Origin of the sequence: Streptomyces canus 299MFChir4.1, assembly GCF_000383615.1 — a bacterium.
Lineage (GTDB): Bacteria > Actinomycetota > Actinomycetes > Streptomycetales > Streptomycetaceae > Streptomyces > Streptomyces canus_C.
Genome location: NZ_KB911612.1, coordinates 67,411 through 91,353 on the forward strand (window position 1 = coordinate 67,411; position 23,943 = coordinate 91,353).

Consider the following 23,943-nt stretch of genomic DNA (forward strand, 5'->3'; position numbering starts at 1 on the left):
GCGGCTCACCCCTGGTTGGCTTCGCCGTTGTCGATCACCAGGGCGCCGTTCATGGTGCCGACGCCCAGCCAGCGGCCGTTCGGGCTGAACCGCAGCGCCAGTACCTCGTCGGTGGACACGGTGTACAGCTCCTTGCCCTCGACGTTGAACAGCCGTACGACGTTGTCGATGGAGGCGCTGGCCGCGTGCTTGCCGTTCGGGCTGAACGCGACATGGGTGACCGCTCCGAAGCTCTGGTCCTCCGGGTCGCCGGGGTTCAGTTTGGGCGCCCGCCCCCGCTCGACGCCGGTGTCCGCGTCCAGAACCCGGGCGAACCCGTCGGAGCCGCCGACCACGGTCCATTTGCCCTTGGGGTCGAAGGCCAGGCAGCTCGGGGCGGTGACCTGGTCGTCGATATCCTCCGGAGTGGGCCACACCTGCTTGCCGCTCTGCGCCTCGAACATCCGGGTGGTGTCATCCGCGGCACAGCACAGCACGTTAAGCCCGTCCGGGCTGAACGCGACGGCGAAGACGGCATCCCTCGGGGTGAGCCGCGAGATCTCCTTGCCGGTGGCCACGTCGTGCACCCGAGCGGATCCGGCGTGGTGGTGGTTTCCGCCGTGGCGTTCGTCTACGGCCAGCGCTATCCGGGTGCCGTCCCGGCTCAGGTCCACATCGGCGATCAACGGCGGGTTGACGGTGATGCGCTGCTTGATCTCCCCGGAAGCCTGGTCGAGTACGGCGACCAGAGTGTCGGTGGCCACGATCAGCCGCCCCTCCGGGCCGAACCGCACGGAGTTCACCGAGTTGCCCGGGTCGAGCGGTCCCTGCCACAGGGCCGTGCCGGTGGTGCTGTCCCGCAGGAACACCTGCTCGAAGTCGGACACGGCGATCCTGGTGCCGTCCGGGCTGAAGGCGATGCCGGACACGGATCCGTCGGTGGGCACCTCCAGCGGCGGTGCCCCGATGCCGATCGAGCGCACCCGCAGGTGGGTGTCACTGCCGCCGGTGGCGAAGCGCGCGTTGTCCGGACTGAAGGCGACAGCCTGGACCGAGCCGTCCTGTGGGGCGCGAAGCGCGACAGTACCGGGCTCGCTCATGACCGGGTCCTCCTCATGCCGGAATGTCCCTAGCCGACGGGCAGTGAGACGTCGAACGTCGCGCTGCCGCCGCGCACGGTGACGGTGACCGACTCAAGGGCGAGGCCGTCCGGGTTGTCGAAGCGGTACAGGGCGTACGCGTTGGCGCCGGTCATCTGGATGGCGGGCAGCGGGCCGGGGACAGGCGCTTCGGCGACGCTCAGGGACTGGCCGCCGGCGACGAGTTCGACGGCGACATCGGAGTCCTGGAGGTCGAGGGGCTGTTCCACCGCGATCGCCACGTTGACACGCACCGACGTGCCGGTCACCTCGTGGAGAGAGGGGTAGACCCAGAAGTCACCGGCCAGTCGGGGGGTTTCGTCGTTCATGGGGCTCCTCACGGCACCTGGCAGTTGACGGTCCACTCGCGGGTGAACAGGACCCTTCCGCCGTTGCACACGTCGATCAGATGTCCGCGGAAGTCGACATCGATCTTGAAGAAGGTGCCGGGCGCTCCAACGCCCCCGGGTGTGTCCCGGCCGGCGTACTGCTCTCCGGAGCGTCGCTTGACGAGATACATGTCGTTGAGGTTCCCGTTGCCGACCGCGGCGTCGCGGTGTCCGTAGTCCAGATCAACGTGGAAGGGGTTGGCTGGGCTGGACGCGGCCTGGCCGTCCTCGATGAAGTGGTCGTCGTCGGAGCTCTGCCCCGGCCGGGAGCGCATCAGACGGGGCGCCGGAACGCCGTGCTCCTTCGTGATGAAGCGTACGGGCTGGCCGTTCACCTCAAGCTCACCACGGATGTACTGCCGGTATTCGCCGCATGCGGGGATCGACGGATCGGCGTCGGCGAACAACGCGTGCATCTCGAATTCGCCGCCGCAGCGAACCTCAGGCTGCGTGCGCTTGCTGCAACTCACCAGCCTACCCGGAATATCCACACTCACCACATCGGCCTGCGGCCACTCGATCACCTCGTCGATCGGGCCGGTGAATCCCGCTTGGACCAGCTCCGGCCACTTTCCCGGCTCGGTGATCGGCAGGGGATATCCCGGCCGCACCTTCTCGTTCTGGATGTCGTAGTTCAGGTACTGGCCGCCCTTGAAGAAATACGCCGTCCCGTTTCCCCAGTTGACGGCCGCGTCCACGCCGGACCTGAAAGCGACCGGGAAGTCAGGCCAGCCCTCGGAAATGTCGCGGGGGTAGATGGTCTGGTCGACGGAGTCGGTCTGGAGGTCGTAGCGGACGTATTTCGGGCCCTTGAAGAAGAACACCCGGCCGTCTCCCCAGTTGATCGCCGCGTTCATCCCCGCGGCGAAGGACGCCGGCAGCGCGGGCCACTGCGAGGCCGTGTCATGAGGGTAGAAACTCGCGTCGACCGTGTCGTTTGTGGCGTCCCAGCGGACGTACTCCGAACCCTTGAAGAAGTACACAAATCCGTCAGGCCAGTTCACCACCGCGTCGATGCCCTGGGTGAAGGAGGCGGGCATCGCGGACCATGCCTCGGCGACGCCGCGCGGGTAGAAGTCGTGATTGACCGTCTCCGCGCCGGTCACCGGGTCGATCTCGTAGCGGACGTACTTGCCGCCGCGGAAGAAGAACGCCGTTCGCACCTGCGCCATGAGGGCCCCTTTCTTGAGCGTTCGGATGGCACTCGGCGACCGCCACATGACGCACCATCATGAGAGTGCAGGCCCAGCGGCGGACGGACGTCGAGCGGCGGGCTGCCGCCTTCCACCACGCCGAGGGCGGTTCGCGTGCGGGCTTGCACGTCCACCCGCAGGGCCGGGGTGACAGCACGGCGTCCCGTAGCACCCCACGAGGGGCGGCCGCCAAAGGCAGCTCCCACCGGGGTGGTACGCAAGCTGCCCTTGGCGCGCTCCTCGATGACCTCGGGCCACAGGGTGCCGGGCGAGAACCGTCCGGGACACCTGCTCCCGCAGCGCCATGAAGGCCGGCGACCGCTGGCCTCCTTGGAGCCCGTCTTCGCCCTGCCTGGCAGCGGGGTCCAAGATCGGTGGAGCACCCGCTTCTCAGACCATCAGTGGCAAAGGGTCTGAGAACCAAGTAGCCGTGCTTCCCGGGTTGTTGATGTCTACGGTTTCGCCCGAGAGGCGCAAGTCGAGGCCGAGATGGCCCGTGTACCGCCCCTTCGGTCCGTTGTCCCACTCGATGGTGACCAGAAAGTCGTCGCCTCGGACGAATCCCTGGCAGCCGCCGTGAACGCCGTTGACAAAGGCGTCACCCGATACGTTTCCGGCCTGATCCTGGTCCAGGTTCATATGCACCGTCGCGCCATTGGTCTGATGTACGTCCCAGTTGCCTCTGGAATCGACTGTCATCGGGCTCTCCTTCGTTCTCATGCTTCGGCAGTCAGAAACGCCGTCCCAGTTCGCGGAAGACGGGTTACACCATGACCGTGCAGGAACTGAGTGAGGCGCCGGCTCATGGCTTGGCAGACTGCCGTACCGTCAGATGAGCAGTCCTCGCCCACAACGTGGCTGCTGGAAGCAGTTTGACGCACCAGCGAGACACCTCAGGAGTGTTTCGTTTGCCGTCTTGTCGAGGCTCTTGATTCCAGTAGGCGTCGCGTTCGCGGCAGTGTCAAACCGGGCAGCCGGCGACGGCGAATGACACAGCGCCCCTGGTTGACCAGTCAATTCACGTGGTGTGACGGGTGGGCGGTGGACCTTCGCCACTACATCCAGGGCTGACAGGCCGTGTTGCGGCGAGTGACCGCCGGAGGCCATTACGGCAGTCACAGGGTGACCATGAAGGACTTGTCCGATTCGGCATATGGAATCAGCGAGCTTCTTCGGCGTTGCCGCTCCAGGGGCAGCGTGGCTTCGGCGATTCACGTCACGCGGTGTGGGCCGCATCGGGATCTGCGGAAGATCCGCCAGGACTTCAGGCGAATGCGGCTGGCACGAACATCTCCAGCAGACGCTGTTCGAGGAGAACGGGATCGGCGAAGCGGTCCTCCACCGCTCGCCGTCGACGACCGCGGCAACGCCATGGTCCCCTTCGCCCATGGTCCCCTTCGTCGGGGGAGCGGAGGACGAACCGCCCACGGACGGGTCCCTGCCCCTCGCGATGGTGGGCCTGTGGCAGAGGCACCGCGTCCTGATGGTGTTCAACCGGTTCCGTCCAGCAGGCCTGGGAACTCCCGGGCGGAGTGATCGACCCCGGCGTGACCTCTCAAGAAGCGGCTGCGCGCGAATTGCTGGAGGAAACCGACCATGCGGCCGAAGGGCACACTCGCGTGCTTCACGCGTCGTCTGTGCGTCCTTTGCCTGTCTGCGCGGGAACCGGTTCCGTTCCCGGGGTGCCCGGTACAGGGTCGGTCTGCGCGCGCCCCACGTCCGACAGCGTTTCGCGGGCCCGGGCGTCGACGAAGCGTGTCACAACGTGTTGCGCGGCGCCGAAGATGACAGCCCACGCCATGATCTGTGCGCTGGTATCCAGGTCGCTCAGGCCGGGGATGAACGCCCCCCTGATGAGCAGTACCCCTATGAAGGCGGTCAGTGCCCCGGTGGGAAATTTCAGCAGGGCCGCGGACAGCGGCAGCATGTAGGGAGTGCTCGTCCCTTGAATCCGGCGCAAGGACACGATCACCGTGAGAGCCGCTCCGGCCAGCCCTCCCGCCTCGGTGACGAGCACGTCCGTGTGCTGGGCGTAGTGGCTCGGAACATCATTGCCGTTCAGACGGACCTCTCCAGAGGGGCACGCGGCATTGGGCCCTCCCTTCGGAATGAAACACAGGTTCAGCGAACTGGGGCAGTACCAGCCCCAGAGCGCGAGCCCAGCCGCACCGAGGAGCACGAAGAAGGTGGCGATCCGCAGAATGACGCTGAGGCTGCGGACCCTCCTCACCTCGGCGTCCAGCGCGTCGTACGCGGCGCTCAGAGCCAGGATGAGGAGCCCTCGGTCCCCCGGCTGAGGCCCTTTCACCTCCATGCGCTCCACTACCGCCTCCGCCCTCACCCGAAGCGGGTTGCCCGGAGCAAGATGCTGCTCGACATAGCCCAGCACATCGGTGCTCCGGCTGATCAGATCCTCTTGCGAGCACAGCCCGAGCAGCATGACGTCGGTCGCGCGCAGGTTTGCCCAGGTCCTTTCGAGGGCTGCGGCTCCGGAGAAGGGGCGGCGCGGTGCGCAGATGGCATGGCCCGCCTCTTCCAGGTGCCGTGCGATCCCCTCCAGCGTCTTCTCCCGCTGTCGCTGCTCAGCTTGGTCCTCAACCGACCGGCATCTCTCGCGATCCGCTTGCTGCTCCAAGTAGAGAATGCGCGCGGCGGCTCGTTCACGCCAGGCCGTCCTGTGAACTCTGGACAGCCCTTTCGGGATCTTCGAGAGCTGGACGACGTTCGTTCGTCTGGTCTGCTCGTAGGACTGATGCTGCTTCGGCACACCCGGATTCACCGTGCGGCCGAACAAGAGCGACGTAACCCACAGGAAAACGAAAGCGATTGCATTCCCTCGGAGTTTTGTCGGGCTTCGTGAACTGTTGAAGGCTTTCCCGTTGGCCATCCCGACCTCCAGCAAAGGCTCCCCCTCTCAGCATAGGACGGACGGCCCACAGGAGCGCGACAAGCGGCGGGGTACCGGCAGCAATTGCAGAGCGCCCGACTGGGGGAATAGCGTGGTTCAGCAGGCATCTCGCCCTTCCCCGCGAACCGTTCAAGTCTTCGGGAGCCGCTATGACGATGCTGCTCATCAACGGATCGTTCCAGATCACCGGAACACAGCCGGACGGCGACACCATCCACTTCACTCCGAACGACCCGACAGAATGGGCTTTGGTGGGCAGTGGAGGCCGCGCCGTCAAGCACGATGTGCTGGGGCGCGCCACGCTCCGGCTGGACGCGGTCGACGCGCTGGAGACGCACTACGGGCCGAGCCGTGTGCACCAGCCGCTCCACTTCGCGCATGCGGCACGTGACGAACTCCAAACGTGGCTGGGGTTCACGAACGTCCAACAGGGGCCGGACGAGACCGTGACGGCGGCGACGCCCGCCACGGTGCCCGGCTTCATTCTGACCAACGGCGCCGACATCCATGGCCGCTGTGTCGCTCTCATCGGGCGGGGCACCCCCGAGGGCCCCAGCGGAACCGATGTCAATGTCGACGCGGACCTGCTCCGGACGACGGCGAACCATCACCTGATCGCCACCGGCCTGGTCTACCCCACGTTCTACCGCAGCCTGTTCCCCAGCCTGCGCGCCGAGTTGACCGCCGCCGTGCGACAGGCACGGACGGCGCCGGCGCAAGGTCTGTGGCCGAGCGACACCACCACGACCGGGGCCAAGGTCACGGGCCTGTCCTCACTCACCGAGGACGTCGTGATCCTCCCCAAGCTGTTCCGGCGGCTCGTCGACTACCTCCAGCTCGACAACGGCTCGCTGACCTGCTTCCCGGCCTATCTCGCCGGAGTGCAGGACCGCTTCACCATCGCGTCCACCGGCAAGCGCTGCACCGGCCTGAACAACGTGGTCGAAGTCACCAACGGCCAGATCGTACGAATGACCCAGGCGCCCGAGGACCTGGTGTTCGAGGAGGCTTGACACGGACGCTCAGCACGGAGTGCGACGGTCGCCGACCGGGCCGGTCATCGAGGTTCGGGCGGCGGCCGCACCGCGGCATCGCCCACGTTGTCGTCGCCGTAGGACTGACTCCGCACGGGTACGGTGGCAGAGGCTGTAGCGGCCGACGCCGTCAGGGTTCTGGTAGTCGCGGGACGCTGTCATGACTGCTCACCAAGTTTTCCAAAAGGTTCTTAAGATTCCGCACCGGGTGAGCGGCCTCATACGGGGAGTCCGGCGCGACAGCCCCGGACTCGTAGCGCGGAACGCCGCTTTCGCACCCGGATGACATGCCAACAGTTCGCCGACGGACAACGCGAGCCCGTCCGTCCGATGGTGAGGGGACCGTACATCGGCCTAGCCTGAAACCTGCCACCGGCCCCTTGTATCGAGTCTGATCCCGGTCCTCTCGGTCCGCAAACCCGCAATTCCGAGTTCTTCGGCCGGCCATAGTTTCAGTGGCAACCAATGGAGATGACTGTTCAACGGTTTACGCTCTAACCGACGCGCTGGTGCTTGAGTTGCATGGTCTGGTCGCACCGGCTGAAATTGATGACGAGGGCTCCCAAGAGGCTGCCCGGGCCATGGCGAGCGAGGCGATCAAGGTGACGTCCCCTCCCCTGTTGCGTCTGCTCGGCCAGTTCCGGCTTGAGTGTGACGCCAAGCCTGTCGAACTGAGCCGCAACGGCCAGCGTTTGCTGGCGTTCGTCGGACTGCACCGGCGTGTGTCCCGCACCGTCCTGGCCGGGACGCTGTGGCCAGAGGTCACGGAAGACCATGCCAGGGGCAGTCTGCGCACCACTCTGTGGAAGCTGCCCCGCTGTGATCAGGCACTGATCCGGTGCAGCGGAGACTCACTGTCGACCGGAACAGCCCTGCATGTCGACGTACACACCTTGATCGAGACGGCATTCGATGTCGTACAGGGCTGCGCCCGCCCGTTCGACGCCCGGCTCCCGCCGGGACTGATCGGCACGGAGGAACTGCTGCCCGGCTGGGACGAGGAGTGGGTACTGCTGGAGCGCGAACGTCTGCGGCAGTTGCGTCTGCATGCGCTCGACGCCCTGGCCGAGACCCTCGTACAGGAGGGGAAGTGGGCGTTGGCTCTGGAGGCGGCGTGGGCGAGCGTACGCTCGGAGCCGCTGCGGGAGAGCGCGCACCGGGCCGCGGTGGCGGCGCACCTCGCGGAGGGCAATCTCATCGAGGCGGTCCGTCAATACCGCTCGTTCCGACAACTGCTGCGCAAGGAACTGGGCGTCGAACCGTCCCCTCAGTTCACGCGGATGCTGGCTCAGCACGGGATCGTCCTCTTCCGGTGAGGGAGGACGCGAGGGGGATGACGGGAGACTGACGACAGGCTGACAGCGCGCTGACGCGTCGTTCGTAGCCTCGTTCGCGGGACCCTCGATGCGAACGGAGGACGACATGACCGCCACGGCGACCATCGACGAGGTCGTGTGCCCGAGGCCGTCGACCTCGACCGACTTCTCCCTCTCGGGAGTGATCGACAGCGTGCTGCAGCCGGTCTACAACCTGCCGGGCGCCGCCCTCGACGAGCAGCCGGACGATCTGTACGTCACCACCGATCCCCATGCCGGAGCGGACCACGCGGTGTGGCCGGGTGACTCGACGTTCTCCGCCGCCGCCGGTGCACAGATCCCCCTCGGGATCCAGCTCACGGCGGACGGTTCCCAGGAGGTGTTGCTGTGGGACCAGGACGACGTCTCGGCCCACCACCTGCTGGGCTCCGTCACCATCAGTGAGGACGAGCAGGGGCGCGGCAGCCTCTCGAAGCCCGCCCGCTCCGAGGAGGAACGCTCGTACTACTGCGTCCAGTACCACGTCGACTGAACACCGACTCCACTCGGAGGTCACCATGTCGTGGCGCGTGGCAGCCAGCCTGGAGACCCTTCTGCGTCAGATCGACGCACGCTTTCCGGAACGCAGCAAACTCTCCGACGGCGGCATCGGCGACGCCGCCCACCAGACACGCGACAGCGACCACAATCCCTGGTACGGGCCCGGGATCGTCACCGCGCGCGACTTCACCCACGACCCGGCCCACGGCCTCGACATCCAGGAGGTCGCCGACCAACTGCTGGACAGCCGCGAGCCGCGGATCAAGTACGTCATAGCCAACCGTCGGATCGCCACCCGCAACGACTGGCAGTGGGGACCGTACGACGGGGCCAACCCGCACGAGAAGCACTTCCACCTGTCGGTCGTGGCCGATCCGCTCTGCGACGACCCACAGGACTGGCAGCTGCCCGTTCTCGGGGAGACCCCGGACGGCGGGGGCGATGTCACGACCACCGACTTCGTCACCTGGGGCACCGGAGTCAACGTCCGGGCGGAGCCCCGCCTCGACGCCCCGGTCGTGACCGTGCTGCCCGGCCCGACACAGGTGACGGTGCAGTGCCAGACCAGGGGCGACACGGTCAGCGCCGCGGGCCATGTCAACGATGCCTGGTCCTTCGTCCCCCTGCTCGGCGGATACGTGTCCAACATCTTCATCGACCACCCCGCCGCGTGGCTTCCCGGTGTGGGTGAATGCTGATCTGGAGGACGGCATGGCACCGGCCGCGAAACTGCCCATCGTCTATGTCCGGGGATACGCCGGCAACACCGCCGGAATCGACAAGGCCGTGACGGACCCCTTCTACGGGTTCAACGAGGGCTCCACCCACATCCGTATCGGAGCGGACGACGAACCGTCCTTCTATCAGTTCGAGAGCCCCCTGTTGCGGCTGCACCTGGACGAGGGCTACCACATCCTCGTGGACGGCGGCCAGGAGCTCTACCTGGCCACCCACGAGACGATTCCCCCGGACTCCATCTGGATTCACCGCTTCTACGACACATCCGCGAGCACCTGGGGAGCCGGCCCTCACGAGTTCCGGCTGGAGACCGCCGCGCAGGACCTGCTGACCCTGATCGAGACCCTCAAGGAGAAGTCCGGGGCACCCGGGGTCCACCTGGTCGCCCACTCCATGGGCGGGCTGGTGTGCCGCTGTCTGATCCAGAAGATCATCCCGGATCTCGGCCGTGATCCGTCCGACTACGTGGGCAAGCTGTTCACCTACGGCACCCCCCACGGCGGCATCGCCTTCGACGTCGGCTTCGGCGTGCTGGAGCGACTGCGTGACGTCACCGGCATCAATGGCGCGGACATCTTCGGCCCGCAACGGATGTACCACTACCTCACTCCGAAGGCGCTCACCGATCCCGACGGACCGCCGCAGTCCTGGGACGCTCGCGCGATGCCGCCCGACCGGCCGTTCGCCTTCCCTCTCGGCCGGGTCTTCTGCCTGATCGGCACCGACCCGACCGACTACGAGGTGGCGCACGGCCTGTCGTCCGCCACGGTCGGGCCCCGTAGCGACGGTCTGGTGCAGATCGACAACGCCTACGTCCCGGGCGCACACCAGGCACATGTGCACCGCAGCCACAGCGGCTCCTACGGACTCGTCAACTCCGAAGAGGGCTACCAGAACCTGCGGCGCTTCCTGTTCGGGGACTGCGAGGTGGATGCGGAACTCGTCGACTTCCACCTGCCGGAACGCAACCACACGACCTGGCAGGCAGAGGTGCGGCTGTCGGTGCGCGGCCTGCAGATCGTCACGCACGAACGGACCAGCGCCCAGTGGTGCCCCATCCAGTTGCCCGAGAGGCCGACGGGTACCGGCGACGGCGAGGCACGCGTCCCGTTGGTGGACACCTTCCTCAACAGCGGCCTGCGGACCGGCGATTCGGGCACCATGCGGTACGCGCTGCACCTGCGCATCCTGTCGTTGCACCGTCATGACGGGCTGCTGAGCTTCAACGACCACCTCGAGCAGACCGCCGACTTCGACGACATTCTCGTCGTCGACGTGGGGGGTGGCGACGACCCGGCCGCCATGCCCGTGCTCCGGGCCACCTGGAACTCGACCATCAAGGGCCCGATCAGCGACTACCGGCCCGACGGCGGCAGCACCCTCGGCGACGAGAACCCCGCTGACGGTGTCTGGGTCCACCACATCGAACTGCCCGCCACCGCCGCCCCGATCCTCGGGGAGGACGCGCGGATCCGGCTCACCGTCACCCCCTGGGACTGACGACACGAAAGGAGGCGAGCCGTCATGGTCACCGTCGCCCTGTCCAGAGTCCCACGGCGCTCACGAGCCGAGGCGAATGCGCAACCCCGGCTGGAGGAGGTCGCCGTGGGCGGTGACCATGTCGTCGCACAGGCGCCAGATGTCCTCGACCGGCAGGGCCGCGGCCGTGGCGGGGTCGGTCATCGCCGCGTGCCTGATGTGCCGCGGTTCCTCCTCGATCGCCGCCTGCACCACCAGGTCGTTGGCGCACAGGTAGGTGCGGTTGAGCGCCGCCAGCTGGGGCGGGAGGGAGCCGACCCGGGTCGGCTGGACGCCCAGGGAGTCCACCAGGCACGGCACCTCGACGACACCGTGCGCGGGCAGGTTGTCGATCAGAGTGCGGTTGGGGACGTTGCCGTAGACCGTGCGCGGGGTGCCGGTGACCATGCTGTGGATGATCTGGGGCGCGTACTCCATCGTCCCCTCGACGGCGACCGGTGTTCCTGCGGCCAGCGCTTCGCGGGTCTTCTCGTAAGTGGCGACGTTCTCGTCGACGATCTTCAGGTACTCGCCGATCGGCAGCCGCAGCCGTTCGACCTCGCTGCTGTGGTGCAGGTACCAGGGAACGTACTCGGATGAGTGCTCGCTGGTCTCCGTCGGGTAGTAGCCGAGCCGGCGGTACATGTCGACCCGGACCCTTCGGCGCAACTGGCTTTCGGAGGCGATGAGTTCGTCCAGCTTCGGGTAGAGGCTGCTGCCCTGGTGTTCGAAGCGCAGGACCCATGCCTGGTGGTTGACGCCTGCGGCGTGGTAACTGATCTCCTCGTAGGGGACCTTGACCAGATCGGCGAGGTCGCGCATCGTCCAGTACACCGAGTGGCACAGTCCCACCACCCGGGTCAGGCCGGTGGCCTGCGTCAGGTACTGGACGTTCATGGCCATGGGGTTGGTGTAGTTCAGCAGCCAGGCCTGCGGGCAGACGTCGGCGATGTCCCGCCCCAGTTGCCTCAGGAACGGGAAGGTGCGCAGGGCGCGGAAGATGCCGCCGATGCCGAGAGTGTCGCCGATGGTCTGGCGTACGCCGTAGCGGGCCGGTATCTCGAAGTCGGTCCGGGTGGCCTCGCCCATTCCGATCTGCACGATGTTGATCACGAAGTCGGCGCCCGCGAGGGCTGTGCGGCGATCGGTGTCCGCGGTGACGGTGGGTTTGGCGCCGAGGGTGTCGGCGATCCGGCCGGCGGCGGCGTGTGCGGTGGCCAGGCGCTCGGTGTCGATGTCGTGCAACGCGATGTGCGCCGACTTCAGTTCGGGGAACGCGAGGAGGTCGGCGAGCAGTCCCTGGGTGAAGACGACGCTGCCCGCTCCGATGAAGGCGATCTTGGGGGTGGTCATACGGGGGTTTCCTCGGTCTCGGACAGGCGGGCGAGGACTTCGTCCCGCGTGGGCTGTGCGGTGGTGCCGCCGTGGGCGCGGGTGGAAAGGGCTCCGCAGACCGCGGCGAAGCGGAGGGCCTCTGGCAGGGGTGTTTCGTCGAGCAGGGCGGCGATGAATCCGGCGTCGAAGCTGTCTCCGGCGCCGACCGCGTCGACGGGCTGGACTCGGATGCCCCGGGTGGTGAAGAGCCGTTGGCCGTCGTGGCACAGGGCGCCGTGGGCGCCGTTCTTGACCGTGGTGACCGGGCCGCGGCGGGCGAGCCGTGCGGCGGCCTCGGCGGGATCGTCGGTGTCGAGGCGGGCGAGGCGCCGGGCTTCGGCTGCGTTGGGCAGCAGGAAGTCGGTGTGGGCCATGACCGCGTCCAGACCTGAGGCCTGCCAGCGGCCTGCCGGGTCGTCGTTGGTGTCCAGGGAGGTGCTGGCGCCGTGCCGTCGTGCGGTGCGCAGAAGGTCCGGGAGTGCGACGGCGAGTTGTGGCATCAGGAAGTAGGAGGCCGCGTGCACGTGCCGCGCGGCTTTCAGCAGTGTCGCGGGTACGTCGTCGGCCGTGGTCGCGGTCAGGGTGCCGGGGGCGGTGATGATGGCCCGGTCGTCTGAGCGGGTGAGGACGACCGTCATGGGGGTGGGCCGGCCGGGGTCGAGCCGCAGCGCTTCGGTGTCGACGCCGTGGGCGTCGAGCTGGTCGCGCATGTAGCGGCCCGCGTCGTCGTCGCCCACCCGGCCGGCGAAGGCGACGTTGAGCCCGAGGCGGGCGGCCCCGCAGGCGACGATCGCGCCGGATCCTCCGACGGTGAGGGTGCCGGTGGGCACCAGCTGTTCGCGCTGGCCGAAGGCGAGCGGGCCGTCGAGCGGGCCGAAGACGACGTCGGGGTTGGCGTCACCGATGACCAGCAGGTCGAATGAGTGCGGCATTGAGGTGTTCCTGCCTGAGGGGTGTGTCGGGGGCGAACGGGGTCAGCCCTTGAGACCGGTGGAGGTGATGGACTGGATGAACGCCTTCTGCGCGCCGAGGAAGGCGAGCAGGACCGGCACCACGGTGATGACGTTGCCGGCCATCACGGCGGCCCACTGGGTGTGGTGTTGCCCTTGGAAGGTCGTGAGGCCGAGCTGGAGCGTGTACTGGGTGTCGTGGTTGATGGCGATCAGCGGCCAGGTCAGGTCGTTCCAGGTGCTGAGAAACGTCAGGACGGCCACCGTGCTGAGGGCCGGACGGGACAGGGGCAGCACGATCCGCCACAGCACGTGGAGCCGTGAGCAGCCGTCGATCCAGGCGGCCTCCTCCAGTTCGCGGGGCAGGGAGAGGAAGAACTGGCGCAGGAGGAACACCGAGAAGGGCGTGACCAGGGAGGGCACGATCAGCGCGCCGAGGGTGTCGATGAGGCCGAGCTGCTTCATCACAAGGAACGTGGGGATCATGGTGAGTTGGAACGGGATCGCCATCGTGGCCAGCATCAGGCCCAGCAGCAGCCGGGAGCCGGCGAACCGCATCCGGGCGAACGCGTAGCCGCCGAGGGTGCCGAGCACGAGGTTCGCGGTGACCGTGACGAGGCTGACGAGGAAGGAGTTGGCGAACCAGCGGGGGAACATCGCGTTGCCCAGCACGTAGCGATAGCCGCCCAGGTCCAGATGAGAGGGCCACAGCGCGGGCGGGAAACGGTTGATCTCGGCGTTGCTCATCACCGAGCTGAGCGCCAGCCAGATGAAGGGGACGGCGAAGAGCAAGGCCATGGGCGCGAGCAGCAAGTGCCAGGGGCTGAAGGGCAGTCGCGGAGTGCGTCGTCGTACCTCGCGGCTGGGGGCGGCCGAAGCCGCCTGTGCGGCGTCGGGCGGGGCGGAGACGGTGGTCATACGGAGGCCCCCTGCACGCGGCGGCGGAGGAGCTGGAGGATCAGGCCGATCAGGCCCAGGGATACGGCCAGGACGTAGGCCGAGGCGGCCCCGTATCCGGCGGTGGCGTTCTGGAAGGCCTGCTGCCAGATGAAGTAGACGATCACAGTGGTGGAGCCGAGCGGGCCGCCTTTGGTGGTGACGTACACGAGGTCGAACGCCTGGAGTGATTCGATGGTCTGCCACAGCAGCAGGAACACCGTGACGGGCCTGAGCGCGGGAAGTGTGACGTGGCGCAGGAGTTGGAGGCGGTCGGCGCCGTCCAGCCGGGCCGCTTCCGTCAATGAGGCCGGCACGTCCTGGAGAGCCGCAAGGTAGATCACCAGACAGAAGCCCGTGCCGCTCCACAGGCTGATCGCGACGAGTACGGGAAGTGCCTGAGAGGGGTCGGTGAGGAAGCCCTGGGACGGGATGCCGAGGTGGTGCAGGACGGCGTTGGCGGCGCCGAACTCGGGGTCCAGGATGAACGAGAACAGCACGCCCTGAGCGGTCGCGGAGACGACGAACGGGACGAAGTACAGGGTGCGGTAGAGCCCGACGAAGCGGATGCGCCGGTTGAGGGCGAGCGCGAGGAGCAGGCCGAGCACCATGCTGGCCGGCACGTACAGCGCGGTGTACAGCAGGGTGTTGCGCAGCGCCTGGCTGAAGTGCGGGTCCTGGGCGAGGGCGCGGTAGTTGTCCGGTCCGACCCAACGGCTGGGGGTGACGAGGTCGTCGGCCTGGAAAGACAGCAGCAGCGACCAGACGATGGGTACCACGCTGAGGCCGATGATGATCAGGACGGCGGGGGAGACGAACGTCCAGGCCATGGCGGCTTCGCCGGCTCGTCTGCGGCGCAGTGCACGCCGGTTGTCCGGGGGCCCGGACATGGTGATCGGGGTGGGCAGTCGCGACATGACGGGGCTCCTCAGCGCGGGATGAGCAGTGCGGCGTTGGCGTCGGCGGCGCAGGCGCGCAGTGCCTTGGTGGGGCTGCTCTGTCCCAGCAGCACGGCGACGATGGCCTGCCCGAGGGCCTGCGAGATCTGCGGGTAGGCGGCGTGGACGGGGCGTGCCCTTGCCGTATCGAGGTCTTTGGTGAACACCCCCAGTCCCTCGGTGCCGCTTTCCTTGTGGCGCCAGGCGGGCAGGTCGCGGGTGCGGCGGCTGAGGGGCAGGCTGCCTGCGTCGATGTCCCAGTGCACGTCCTGCGTGGGCTGCATGAGCCAGGTCACGAGGGTTTTGGCGGCCTGTTCGCGGGCGCCGCCGTTGTCGAACACGGTCCAGGTGTCGGGTCCGCTGATGGTCACCGGCCGGCCGGAGAAACTGGGCAGCGGCACGACGTGGTAGTCGATCCTCGCCTGGCGGATGTCGGGCAACTGCCAGGGACCGGTGACGACCATGCCCATACGGCCGGACGCGAAGACCTGGTACATCTGCTCACTGCCCGGCTTCGGGTCGACGTAGACGCTCTTGTCGCGTGCCAGGGTGGCCACCACCTCCAGGGCGCGGGTCCCGGCGTCGGCGAAGCCGATGTGCTTGCCGTCGTCGTCGACGACGTCCCCGCCGAGATCCCAGATCATGGGCCACAGGCGCCATACGGTGTCCTCGTCGCCGACGCCGGGCCAGCCGGTGCCGAAGCGGCCGCCGCCGGTGTCGGTGAGCGCCTTGGCGGTGGCGACGAAGTCGTCCCACCGCCAGCCGGTTTCCGGCAGCGGCAGGCCGGCCTGCCGGAAGAGCTTCTTGTTGCAGACCACGGCGAGCGAGTCCAGCAGCGCGGGCGCGGCGCGCACCTGGCCGTTGACGGTCACGGCGGCGCGTGCCGGTTCCCAGTAGCTCCCCCAGGGGGTGAGGGCGTGTCCGACCATGTCGGTGAGGTCGACGACCTGCGGGCTGCGGGCGACGCTGGCGAGGTCGGAACCGAAGATGTAGGCGATGTCCGGGTAGGAGCCGGCGGCGAGGGCGGCCGTCACCTTCTGGAGCATCGAGTCGGCGAGGACTCCGCCGCCCAGCTCGACCCGGATGCGGTGATGGCTGCGCATGAAGGCGGCGACCAGGGATTCCAGGGCCTTCTTGCCGGTGTCGGTCTGACCGTGCCACATCTCGATGGTCACGGTGCCGTCGGCGCTGACGCCGTTGTCGTCGCCCGCCGCGCAGCCGACGGCCGACAGGCCCGTGGCCGCCGCGGCGGCCCAGGCAGCGCCGGTGCGCAGCACGTCGCGGCGTGCGGGCGGCGCGCTGCGGCTGGCTGCATGCATGGCTACCTCCGGTGTGGAGCTGTGGGACGGGTGTCTCCGCGCCCGATGCGCGTTCGGTGTACGGCGCTTCGGCCGCGGCGAAGGTCGGTGGTCTCGGCGGGTCGGGCGTGCGGCCGGCCTGCGTCCGTCGTGGCGTCGAGGCGGGCGGTGCTCAGCGTCGCGGGCGCTGCGAGCCGGACGGTGGCCGTGCCGCTGTCGCCGGCACCGCGCGCCTCGGCTGAGGCGAGGCGGGTCGGGTGCCGGCCTCGCGGGACCGAGTGGGTCGGTGAGCGCGAGGAGCGCGTTCAGACGCAACCGTCGTGTCACGGCGGCTGGGGGAAGTCGCGCAGATGAGGATCATGTCCGGGCCCCAGATCCTGGTGGGCACGGCCCCGCCTCGGACTCCGACGGGGTCCTGGCGACTCAGTCCGGGCTTGTGGCGCGGGGCCAGCTACCGGCTGGGCGTACCTCTGCCGCCGAGTGCTTCGACGGTGGCGTTGGCCAGGAGTTAAACGACGGTGATAGGCGGCTGTCAAGAGGCGGTCATGTTCGAATCTGCGTGAAACGCCGATGAAATATGCATGATTGAGCACTGGTCGGACCGTGAGCGTCGGCCTGTGACGCCTGTCCGAGCCGTCACAGGCCGCCCTCTTAGAACTGTCGGACGACGTCAACGGCGGTTCGACAGCTCCCTGAAGGGGTGCGGGGAACCGCGCGACCAGCCACCACGACGCCGTGGACGAGCAACGACACGTCGCGGCACGCCCGGCGGAGCGCTCAGTAGGTCTTGCGGACGTAGCCTCGGGCGCCGGCCGGTGAGACGTCCACGTCACGCTGGACGATGCTCAGCGTGCCGCCCCACCCTCGGCACGCCTTGGACCTGCCGGCGTCGGTGTACTCGATCACGATCACGTTGTTGCCGAAGGCACCGGTGTAGTCGCCGCACTCGTTGTACTGGCCGCACTCCTCGGCCACGGCGAAGTCGAGGCCGTTGGCCTTGCGATTGCCGGCCAGCTCGGAGGTGTTCTTCTGGCCGATGGCCAGGCCGTCCGCGTGGGCGCGGGCCGAGAGCAGCTTGATGAATGCCTGTGCGTTGTTCGCCGTCAGGCGGTTGCCCGAGCGGGTGTAACTGTCGTAGTTGTCGGGCTCGACAGCCTGGAAGCCCTTGCTCCTGCAGTCGTCGATCTGGGCTCCGATCGTGCCGGCGATCCGCTGCCGCTTGGCGTCCGTGCCGACGTCGAGGAGGGCCTCGCCCCAGTCCTCGTCGTAGACGACCTTGCCCGCGGAGTCGCGCAGCAACAGGTCCGCGTCCCAGTCCTTCTCGGCACCCGGCTGCGCCTGGAAGGCGTTGACGTAGCAGATGTTGTACAGGCCCGCCGCCGGGGAGGCGGTGTGGTCACGAGTGACGACCTTGACACCCCTGGGCGGGGTGTAGGCGCCTCCGATCTGGTAGTCGAAGGCCGCGTGGGTGGGCGGCGGGGTTACGGTCGCGGCCTGCGTCGAGGGCGCCTGGACGAGCAGAGAGCCCGTCAGGGCCGCAGCGCCGATGGCCGCGCCGGTGAGTTTCCGGGAGGCGGTGTTCAGGTTGCTCATGCGGTGAGCTCCAGAGGACGCGGGCACGTCCCCGCCTCGGACACGTGGGGGCGTCCTGGCGACTCGGGCCGGGCTCGCGGCGTGAAGGCCTGCATACCGGCTGGGCGTGCCTCTGCACGCGGAGCGTGGCTCCAGCGTCTGCCCAGGAGTAAAGCGACCACCTGTGAGGATGTCAACGCACCGCCGAGGTCCCGGTGTTACGCGGCCAGTCGGGGTCCTCGGGAGGGCGCGGCAGCCGGCGCAAACGTCACCGCGTCGAGCAGATCGCGGCACACCCGGGGCCGAAGTGCCCGGCGAGCGACGCGGCCAGGGTGGCGGCCGACGGGGCTGCGGCCTCGACGAGCCGCTCCGGCCAGGGCCGACCGGTGCAGAAACGCGGGTCAGAACCGCCACCCTTGCCGCGTCGGATGGCACATGCGGAGGTTGGCCGACGAACCGCCGCACTCCCTGCGGGGCTATGGGCGCGGACCCTGTCAGGACCGAAGACGCGACCACTGCGCGGGCACCCACGGCTTTCAACGAGGCCGCACAGCCTCGGATTCACCGCCGCCGGTGACCGCGGTGACGCGTCCACGTCCGGCTTGACGACGTCAGGGGCCGCCTGGTCACCGACGGACCGGCCCTCGGGAGGATCGTGGTGTTCCGGTCGTCCACGACGATGACGGTGCAACGGTTCTCGCCCCGGATCGGGAGGAGTTGGACGTCGGCACCCCGAGGCATGGAGGACGCGCCACACTGACGCCCTTGCCGCTGGCCCGCTGGCCCGCTGAACCACGGAGCGATGCCGTTGCTCGCGGGAGACGGAGTCGCTCGGCCCGACCGGTGGATCATGCGTCGGGTCGTTCAGGGGTGTCGGCTGAGGCAGAAGCCACCTCGCGGATCGCTTCCGGGGGGATCGCGGCCGAGGCGAGTCTCAGGCGCGGCGATCGCCTCGCGAACACCTGACCGTCCGCCCTGTCTCCGTGCCCGAACCACGGTCGACGCATCAGCGACGATGCCCGCGATCCCGTGCGGAGACGGAATGCTTGAAGATGCTCGATTTGGGCGTTGATACTGCATCATCAAGCATCTATCGTCTTGCTGGCGCCGTCGGGCGCAGGCTGCGTTGACGCATGGAGCGCGTCATGGTGCATGTCTGCCGTGCCCTGGCCGCCTGCGTTGTCACAATGCCCCTGCTACGGCGGCCGACCCTCACACCGGCCAACGGCGACCGGCGCCCAGGCGTCAGCCGTGTCTCCCCGTCTCCGATGAAGGGGTGTTCCATGACCAGTCATCCGGCCGAACCGGAGCTGCGCGTCGGTGTCGTCGGCACAGGCCAACGGGGCGCGCTGGCCGTCCGGGCAGAGCGGCCCGGTCGGGCCCGCGTGGTCTCCTGCGCCGATACGTCCGAGCGTGGCCGCGCCGACGCCCGGAGGATCTTCGGGAGCGGTGTCCAAGTCCACGAGCACTACGAGGACATGCTCGCAGACGATCTGGACGCCGTTTTCGTCCTCACCCCGGACGACATCCACACCGCTCCGGCCCTCTTCTTCCTCGAAGCGCAAGTCGCTGTGTTCGTCGAAAAGCCTCTGGCCATCGACCTCGAGGACTGCGACCGGATCCTGGCCACCGCTGCCCGCACCGGCACACGGCTGTACGTCGGGCACAATCTCCGCCATCTGCCGGTCCTGCGCACCATGCGCGGACTCGTCGAAGAGGGGGCGATCGGAACCGTGCGGGCCGTGTGGTGCCGACATTTCGTCGGCCACGGCGGCGACTACTACTTCAAGGACTGGCACGCCGAACGAGCCCGGACCACCGGCCTGTTGCTCCAGAAAGGCGCACACGACCTCGACGCGATCCATTGGCTCGCGGGCGGTAGCGCCCGCACGGTGACCGCTCTGGGCGCCCTGTCCGTCTACGGTGCCAGTCCCCACCGCCGTACCCGGTCACAGGGTTCGGCGCGGGTACAGGACTGGTTCGACGAGGGCGTCTGGCCGCCGTCCGCACTACGCGATCTCAACCCCGTCATCGACGTGGAGGACATCAGCATGGTGCTTGCTCGCCTCGACAACGGGGTGCTCACGAGCTACCAGCAATGTCACTTCACCCCTGACTACTGGCGCAACTACACCGTCATCGGCGACGAGGGCCGGATCGAGAACCTCGGCGACGGTCTCGAGGGCGACGCCCCGGTGATCAAGGTGTGGAACCGGCGGCGGTCCGGCTACCGCCCCGAGGCAGATCTCACCCTGTCCCCCGCCGAAGCGGCCGGCGGCTCACACGGAGGCGCGGATCAGTCCCTCGTCGACGAGTTCCTGCATTTCGTCGCGTACGGCGGCGCGACCGAGACGTCGCCCGTCGCCGCCCGCGAAGCCGTCGCGACCGGCATCGCCGCTACCACGTCGCTGCGTTCGGGCGGCACTCCAGTGGAGGTCCCCGCCATCGCCCCGCACCTCGCCGACTACTTCGAGCGCCACCAGCCCGGCTCCCGTGCCCCCGCCACCCGGAGCGACTGAGCCCCGCCGCAATCCACCGACGGGTCTGTACGGTCTTCGGTCGCCGTGGGGAGGCGCTGGTGAACACCACCGGCTCGAACAACCCCTCTCCGAGGCGCACGGGCAGGAGGCTTGAAAGGCCTCCTGCCTCGCGGCCCCGCCAACGTCGAAACGCTCACAGACGGATTCTCTACCTGCCGCAGTAGTCTGACAGGGTGTGATCCAGTCCAGCAGACGTTCGAACGGGGGACCGTGGAGCGCGACCAGGTCCGCAGCGGACCCGCCGGTTCCCGGAATTCGGTGAGTTTGGCGACCTTCAACGTGCTGCATGGCCGTCAGGTACGTGAGGGGAGGCCGGTTCCCCCCTCTGCCGCCGATGCCGAGCGGCCACTCGCCGAGGCCGTCGCATCGCTGGACGCCGATGTCGTGAGCCTGCAGGAAGTTGACCGCTTCCAGGAACGCTCAGGGCTCACCGACCAGGCACGGGTCGCGGCCGAAGCGGCCCGTGCCGAGGACTGGCGCTACGCGTCGGCACTCCACGGCCGCTCCGGGCTCGGTCAGGGTTGGGTGCTCGACCCGAGCGAGCCGGGGCTGCGCGTGTACGGCCCGGTCGACGGCGCGCCGGGAGCGGCGCCTCCCTCGCACGGCATCGCCCTTCTCTCCAGGCTCCCTGTACGCGAGTGGCGAGCTGTGCGGTTGGCCCCGGCTCCGCTCGGCATGCCGCTGCGCGTGGTGGGGCGCCCCGGCCTCACGGTGGTACGCGACCGGCCACGGGCCGCGTTGGCCGCCGTCCTGCAGGGACGACGCGGCCCGTTCACCGCCGTGGCGTTGCATCTGTCCTTCGTGCCGGGATGGAACGCGCGCCAACTCCTCGCGCTGCGCGCCTTGATCGCCGATCTGCCCCGACCACACCTTCTGCTGGGCGACTTCAATCTGATCGGCGCGATTCCCCGCGCTGTGCTCAATGCCGCCGAACTGCTCGACCCCAGCCGAGACCGTCCGACACGGCGGTACGGCTGGCGCGACCTCGCATCCGTACCGACCTACCCCTCCCACCGCCCGGTGCTGCAGTTCGACCACCTGTTGGCAAGCGGACTCCCTCAGGACGCCGAGTACGCGAAACACGCGCCACGGACCCCGATCTCGGACCACCGGCCCCTGGTGGTCGACCTACGGGTGTAGACCTCTGTGGCAAGGGAGGCCTGGGCTGCGGGTGCTGGAGGTTTCCTGAGAAGGGGCAGGGCACGTCCTGGTTACTGAATGGGGTGATGGCGGGGCTCTGAACTGGGAATATTCGTGGTTGCGTTTCCAGACCACCAGGGCTGCGATGTCTGGCTTGCCGAGGCTGCCGGCGTGCTCAGTTCGCTGCGCGACGTCGTGGAAGACCTCGTCGTAATGGGGTGAGACGTCGGCCAGGTAGTCGGCGCGAGCGGGGTGAGGACGTCCCACGCCGCCGTCCGTGACAAGTGTGTCGGCAGCTGTTGTCCAGTCGGCGCCGAACAGCCTTGCACGGCCGAACGGTTCAGTGCCTGGCGAGCGGGAGTTTGAGGACCCCGCGGTCATGTCCGACGATCAGCTCTGGGCCTGCGGTGGCCAGGCAGGTGAGCGTGACGTCCAGGGCGATGTGCCGCACCGCGCCGGATTCCGGTTCCCATATCCGCAGTCTCTTCCCGCCCTTGCTGCCGGTGACCAGGACGGTGGGGCCGCCGGGCAGGGTGGTGCCGGTGATCACCGGCAGGCCGGCGGTGCCTGACGAGGCCGGCAGACCGTCGCCTATCGGGGCACCGGTGGCGAGGTCCCACAGCATGACCACGCCGAGGTTGTCTCCGGTGGCCAGCACCGTTCGGTGAGGTGTGGGCACGGCTGCCACAGTTGTCACACGGTGGTCGGCTTCCTGGAGCGCATGTGCGCTCAACTGGACGGCCGCGCCTCGTTCCCAGGGGTCGTCGACGGCCGGATCCCACATGTGAACGCGGCCCCCGGTGTCCGAGGCCGCGATCAGGGTGTGGCCGGCGGAGATCGGGACGGCGGCGATCGATTGGATCGGACTGCCATAGGGGTTGAGGCGCCCGACAGGCTCACCGGTGAATGGGTCCCACAACCGGACCGCGCCGCGTGGGGTGGCGGTGACGAGCAGGGTCCGACCGTCGGGGACGGTCGCCGTACACATTCCGGTCACCCCGCCGGGCCAGTCGCCGACCGGTTCGCGAACCGGCTGCCCAGTGAGCGGATTCCACAGGGCGATGGTCCCGCTGTCGCCTCCGCTCGCCAGAAGGATGCTGCCATCGGGCAGCAGCAGGGCGGTCATCGAGCGGATGCGGTCATGATGTCCTGGCAGTGGTTCATGGACGAGTCGGCCGTCGGCCACGCTCCACAGACACACCACGCCCCTGTCCCCGGCGCCGGCCACGAGAGGTGGCTCCCCCGGGCGGGGCACCACCGTGAGCGCGTCGACACCTCCTGGCACTCCGGGCTCGGAATCGGAGAACGCCGATGTGTGGCCCCAGGATGTTCCGTCGCCCGCGAGCAGAGCGTTCCCGTCCTGTCGGAATCGGGTCGCCGCTTCAGGTGTTCGATCGGCCGCCGCCTGCTCCTCCATGGCAGCCGGCCCGTCGGAGGCCGCCCGCGTTGTCGTCAGACGATTCTGGGGACGCGCACCGTCAGGGTTCTCCGTCAGGCCGTCAGCGATCGTCCATGTCCGCTCGCAGTCCCAGCAGTGGAAGTTCCCGGTCAACATCATCAGTTCGCGGGCCCATTCCCTCCCCACCTGTGGCGGGCTGCCCGTGACCGCGACCACGCCGGCGACCAGGCACAGCACGGCCTGCCCGGATGTTTCGGAGGGTAGTCCCGTCTCCGCGACCTGGCGTGCCACCCGCAGGAAAGGCCCCCACCCCTCCCCCAGCGCCTCCTCCCGCAATGCTGCGGCCACCTCGCCCCACGGGTGTTCCCCCTGACGGACAGGGACGGGCTCACAAAGCTCCGGAGGTTCGAAGGTCGGACGCACCGGGTCCACGAAGAACTCAGGGATCTCGGTATCGCTCTCACACCCGGGACACACCAGCAGGAGGCCGCTTCCCTTGGGATCGAGAAGCCGCCACATCGCTTCGCCCGTGTGGTGGCCGGCGAAGGCCACGCAGGAGAGCACGAGGTGGGCGCAGACCTGTGCGGGAGGCTTTGCGGCAAGGAGGCTGCGTGTAGCCGCCCGCTCGGCCAGACGCAGTGCGGCGCTGAACCCCGCCTCGAGATCCGCCGGGACGGGAGGTCTGTCCTCAGCGGTCACGATGAATCCCATGTCCACCCAGAAGTCCACGGAGCGTCCCGGAGCCAGGGCCGCCGCCGCTTCGACGAGATGTGGCAGGGCCGCATAGGCCCCGTCGGACACGGTTCCGTCATCCATCAGGCCTTCGGTCATGTACGTCCATGCCTGCCGCCATTCATCGCCGGTGCCGCTGGCAGCCGTGGACGCCATCTGTTCCAGGAGCGCTTTCACCCCCTCGGCTGTCACTCCGTCGAGGTCACGCCAACGACGGCTGTGCAAAGGCAGCTTGGGAATCATGAAGCCAGTCTCACAATCAGCGGTGACAAACAAGGGACAGGGTGGTTGGCAACCCACTGCTCCCAGC

General features: G+C 68.4%; 19 protein-coding genes and 1 pseudogene. 8 read left to right on the forward strand and 12 right to left on the reverse strand.

The features are described from left to right. Positions 1–5 precede the first annotated feature (5 nt). The 4 genes from H293_RS0138665 to H293_RS50900 form a co-directional block, all read right to left on the reverse strand. The gene (locus H293_RS0138665) at positions 6–1,079 is read right to left on the reverse strand and encodes a WD40 repeat domain-containing protein (protein ID WP_020123149.1); all 1,074 of its coding nucleotides are present in this window, start codon (positions 1,077–1,079) and stop codon (positions 6–8) included. Between the two features lie 29 nt (positions 1,080–1,108). Then, a complete protein-coding gene (locus H293_RS0138670; RefSeq protein WP_020123150.1) occupies positions 1,109–1,447 on the reverse strand; it encodes a hypothetical protein in 339 nt (112 codons plus the stop codon). A gap of 8 nt (positions 1,448–1,455) precedes the next feature. Beyond that, positions 1,456–2,679 carry a hemopexin repeat-containing protein gene (locus H293_RS53935; RefSeq protein WP_020123151.1) on the reverse strand — a complete coding sequence of 408 codons (1,224 nt, stop codon included), beginning with the start codon at positions 2,677–2,679 and terminating at the stop codon, positions 1,456–1,458. 411 nt (positions 2,680–3,090) lie between these two features. Next, the gene (locus H293_RS50900) at positions 3,091–3,399 is read right to left on the reverse strand and encodes a hypothetical protein (protein WP_020123152.1); all 309 of its coding nucleotides are present in this window, start codon (positions 3,397–3,399) and stop codon (positions 3,091–3,093) included. An 821-nt stretch (positions 3,400–4,220) separates the two neighbouring features. Between H293_RS50900 and H293_RS61780 the strand changes: the two are divergent. Further along, positions 4,221–4,292 (forward strand): annotated as a pseudogene (locus H293_RS61780) (NUDIX domain-containing protein); the annotation flags it as partial. Between the two features lie 32 nt (positions 4,293–4,324). On the opposite strand, the gene H293_RS0138690 reads toward H293_RS61780, so the two are convergent. Then, complete coding sequence (locus H293_RS0138690) at positions 4,325–5,587, reverse strand: hypothetical protein (RefSeq protein ID WP_259294624.1); 1,263 nt, start codon at positions 5,585–5,587, stop codon at positions 4,325–4,327. Positions 5,588–5,757: 170 nt separating this feature from the next. Here H293_RS0138690 and H293_RS0138695 point away from each other — a divergent pair, with 170 nt between their 5' ends. The 5 genes from H293_RS0138695 (at position 5,758) to H293_RS0138715 (ending at position 10,736) form a co-directional block, all read left to right on the forward strand. Then, positions 5,758–6,621: a hypothetical protein gene (locus tag H293_RS0138695; protein ID WP_020123155.1), complete on the forward strand. Its 864-nt coding sequence runs from the start codon at positions 5,758–5,760 to the stop codon at positions 6,619–6,621. Between the two features lie 602 nt (positions 6,622–7,223). Beyond that, positions 7,224–7,958 (forward strand): AfsR/SARP family transcriptional regulator, encoded by a 735-nt coding sequence (locus H293_RS0138700; protein ID WP_020123156.1) that lies wholly within the window; start codon positions 7,224–7,226, stop codon positions 7,956–7,958. A 106-nt stretch (positions 7,959–8,064) separates the two neighbouring features. Further along, a complete protein-coding gene (locus H293_RS0138705; protein ID WP_020123157.1) occupies positions 8,065–8,490 on the forward strand; it encodes a hypothetical protein in 426 nt (141 codons plus the stop codon). A gap of 25 nt (positions 8,491–8,515) precedes the next feature. After that, entirely contained in the window at positions 8,516–9,196 is a 681-nt protein-coding gene (locus H293_RS0138710) for an SH3 domain-containing protein (protein WP_028808571.1), read from the forward strand. A 13-nt stretch (positions 9,197–9,209) separates the two neighbouring features. After that, entirely contained in the window at positions 9,210–10,736 is a 1,527-nt protein-coding gene (locus H293_RS0138715; protein WP_020123158.1) for an esterase/lipase family protein, read from the forward strand. A gap of 60 nt (positions 10,737–10,796) precedes the next feature. Here the strand turns inward: H293_RS0138715 and melA are convergent, their stop codons facing one another. The 6 genes from melA to H293_RS0138745 all read right to left on the reverse strand — a co-directional run bounded on the left by melA (position 10,797) and on the right by H293_RS0138745 (position 17,843). Further along, positions 10,797–12,107 (reverse strand): alpha-glucosidase/alpha-galactosidase, encoded by a 1,311-nt coding sequence (gene melA / locus H293_RS0138720; RefSeq protein WP_020123159.1) that lies wholly within the window; start codon positions 12,105–12,107, stop codon positions 10,797–10,799. Next, positions 12,104–13,060 carry a carbohydrate kinase family protein gene (locus tag H293_RS0138725; protein ID WP_020123160.1) on the reverse strand — a complete coding sequence of 319 codons (957 nt, stop codon included), beginning with the start codon at positions 13,058–13,060 and terminating at the stop codon, positions 12,104–12,106. The genes melA and H293_RS0138725 overlap by 4 nt, the downstream gene beginning before the upstream one ends. A 42-nt stretch (positions 13,061–13,102) precedes the next feature. Beyond that, on the reverse strand, positions 13,103–13,996 hold the full coding sequence (locus H293_RS0138730) for a carbohydrate ABC transporter permease (RefSeq protein ID WP_020123161.1): 894 nt from the start codon (positions 13,994–13,996) through the stop codon (positions 13,103–13,105). Then, the gene (locus H293_RS0138735; protein WP_020123162.1) at positions 13,993–14,931 is read right to left on the reverse strand and encodes a carbohydrate ABC transporter permease; all 939 of its coding nucleotides are present in this window, start codon (positions 14,929–14,931) and stop codon (positions 13,993–13,995) included. Before H293_RS0138735 ends, H293_RS0138730 begins: the two co-directional genes overlap by 4 nt. Before the next feature lie 11 nt (positions 14,932–14,942). Beyond that, positions 14,943–16,271, reverse strand: a complete 1,329-nt coding sequence (locus tag H293_RS0138740; RefSeq protein WP_020123163.1) for an extracellular solute-binding protein — start codon at positions 16,269–16,271, stop codon at positions 14,943–14,945. Positions 16,272–17,027: 756 nt separating this feature from the next. Then, the gene (locus H293_RS0138745; protein WP_020123164.1) at positions 17,028–17,843 is read right to left on the reverse strand and encodes an endo alpha-1,4 polygalactosaminidase; all 816 of its coding nucleotides are present in this window, start codon (positions 17,841–17,843) and stop codon (positions 17,028–17,030) included. Between the two features lie 1,262 nt (positions 17,844–19,105). On the opposite strand from H293_RS0138745, the gene H293_RS0138750 reads away from it, so the two are divergent. Both H293_RS0138750 and H293_RS0138755 read left to right on the forward strand, forming a co-directional pair. Then, a complete protein-coding gene (locus tag H293_RS0138750; RefSeq protein WP_020123165.1) occupies positions 19,106–20,341 on the forward strand; it encodes a Gfo/Idh/MocA family protein in 1,236 nt (411 codons plus the stop codon). Positions 20,342–20,572: 231 nt separating this feature from the next. Next, entirely contained in the window at positions 20,573–21,502 is a 930-nt protein-coding gene (locus H293_RS0138755) for an endonuclease/exonuclease/phosphatase family protein (RefSeq protein ID WP_259294625.1), read from the forward strand. Between the two features lie 340 nt (positions 21,503–21,842). On the opposite strand, the gene H293_RS0138760 is transcribed toward H293_RS0138755, so the two are convergent. Further along, entirely contained in the window at positions 21,843–23,876 is a 2,034-nt protein-coding gene (locus H293_RS0138760) for a WD40 repeat domain-containing protein (protein WP_259294626.1), read from the reverse strand. Positions 23,877–23,943 lie beyond the last annotated feature (67 nt).

Excerpts from the sequence above, each read along its gene's own strand:
- H293_RS0138705 (WP_020123157.1), top strand. The coding sequence starts at position 8,065 with ATGACCGCCACGGCGACCATCGACGAGGTCGTGTGCCCGAGGCCGTCG.
- H293_RS0138665 (WP_020123149.1), bottom strand. The coding sequence starts at position 1,079 with ATGAGCGAGCCCGGTACTGTCGCGCTTCGCGCCCCACAGGACGGCTCG.
- H293_RS0138745 (WP_020123164.1), bottom strand. The coding sequence starts at position 17,843 with ATGAGCAACCTGAACACCGCCTCCCGGAAACTCACCGGCGCGGCCATC.
- H293_RS50900 (WP_020123152.1), bottom strand. The coding sequence starts at position 3,399 with ATGACAGTCGATTCCAGAGGCAACTGGGACGTACATCAGACCAATGGC.
- H293_RS0138700 (WP_020123156.1), top strand. The coding sequence starts at position 7,224 with ATGGCGAGCGAGGCGATCAAGGTGACGTCCCCTCCCCTGTTGCGTCTG.
- H293_RS0138730 (WP_020123161.1), bottom strand. The coding sequence starts at position 13,996 with ATGACCACCGTCTCCGCCCCGCCCGACGCCGCACAGGCGGCTTCGGCC.
- H293_RS0138725 (WP_020123160.1), bottom strand. The coding sequence starts at position 13,060 with ATGCCGCACTCATTCGACCTGCTGGTCATCGGTGACGCCAACCCCGAC.
- H293_RS0138690 (WP_259294624.1), bottom strand. The coding sequence starts at position 5,587 with ATGGCCAACGGGAAAGCCTTCAACAGTTCACGAAGCCCGACAAAACTC.
- melA (WP_020123159.1), bottom strand. The coding sequence starts at position 12,107 with ATGACCACCCCCAAGATCGCCTTCATCGGAGCGGGCAGCGTCGTCTTC.
- H293_RS0138760 (WP_259294626.1), bottom strand. The coding sequence starts at position 23,876 with ATGATTCCCAAGCTGCCTTTGCACAGCCGTCGTTGGCGTGACCTCGAC.
- H293_RS0138735 (WP_020123162.1), bottom strand. The coding sequence starts at position 14,931 with ATGTCGCGACTGCCCACCCCGATCACCATGTCCGGGCCCCCGGACAAC.
- H293_RS53935 (WP_020123151.1), bottom strand. The coding sequence starts at position 2,679 with ATGGCGCAGGTGCGAACGGCGTTCTTCTTCCGCGGCGGCAAGTACGTC.
- H293_RS0138715 (WP_020123158.1), top strand. The coding sequence starts at position 9,210 with ATGGCACCGGCCGCGAAACTGCCCATCGTCTATGTCCGGGGATACGCC.
- H293_RS0138740 (WP_020123163.1), bottom strand. The coding sequence starts at position 16,271 with ATGCATGCAGCCAGCCGCAGCGCGCCGCCCGCACGCCGCGACGTGCTG.
- H293_RS0138670 (WP_020123150.1), bottom strand. The coding sequence starts at position 1,447 with ATGAACGACGAAACCCCCCGACTGGCCGGTGACTTCTGGGTCTACCCC.
- H293_RS0138750 (WP_020123165.1), top strand. The coding sequence starts at position 19,106 with ATGACCAGTCATCCGGCCGAACCGGAGCTGCGCGTCGGTGTCGTCGGC.
- H293_RS0138695 (WP_020123155.1), top strand. The coding sequence starts at position 5,758 with ATGACGATGCTGCTCATCAACGGATCGTTCCAGATCACCGGAACACAG.
- H293_RS0138710 (WP_028808571.1), top strand. The coding sequence starts at position 8,516 with ATGTCGTGGCGCGTGGCAGCCAGCCTGGAGACCCTTCTGCGTCAGATC.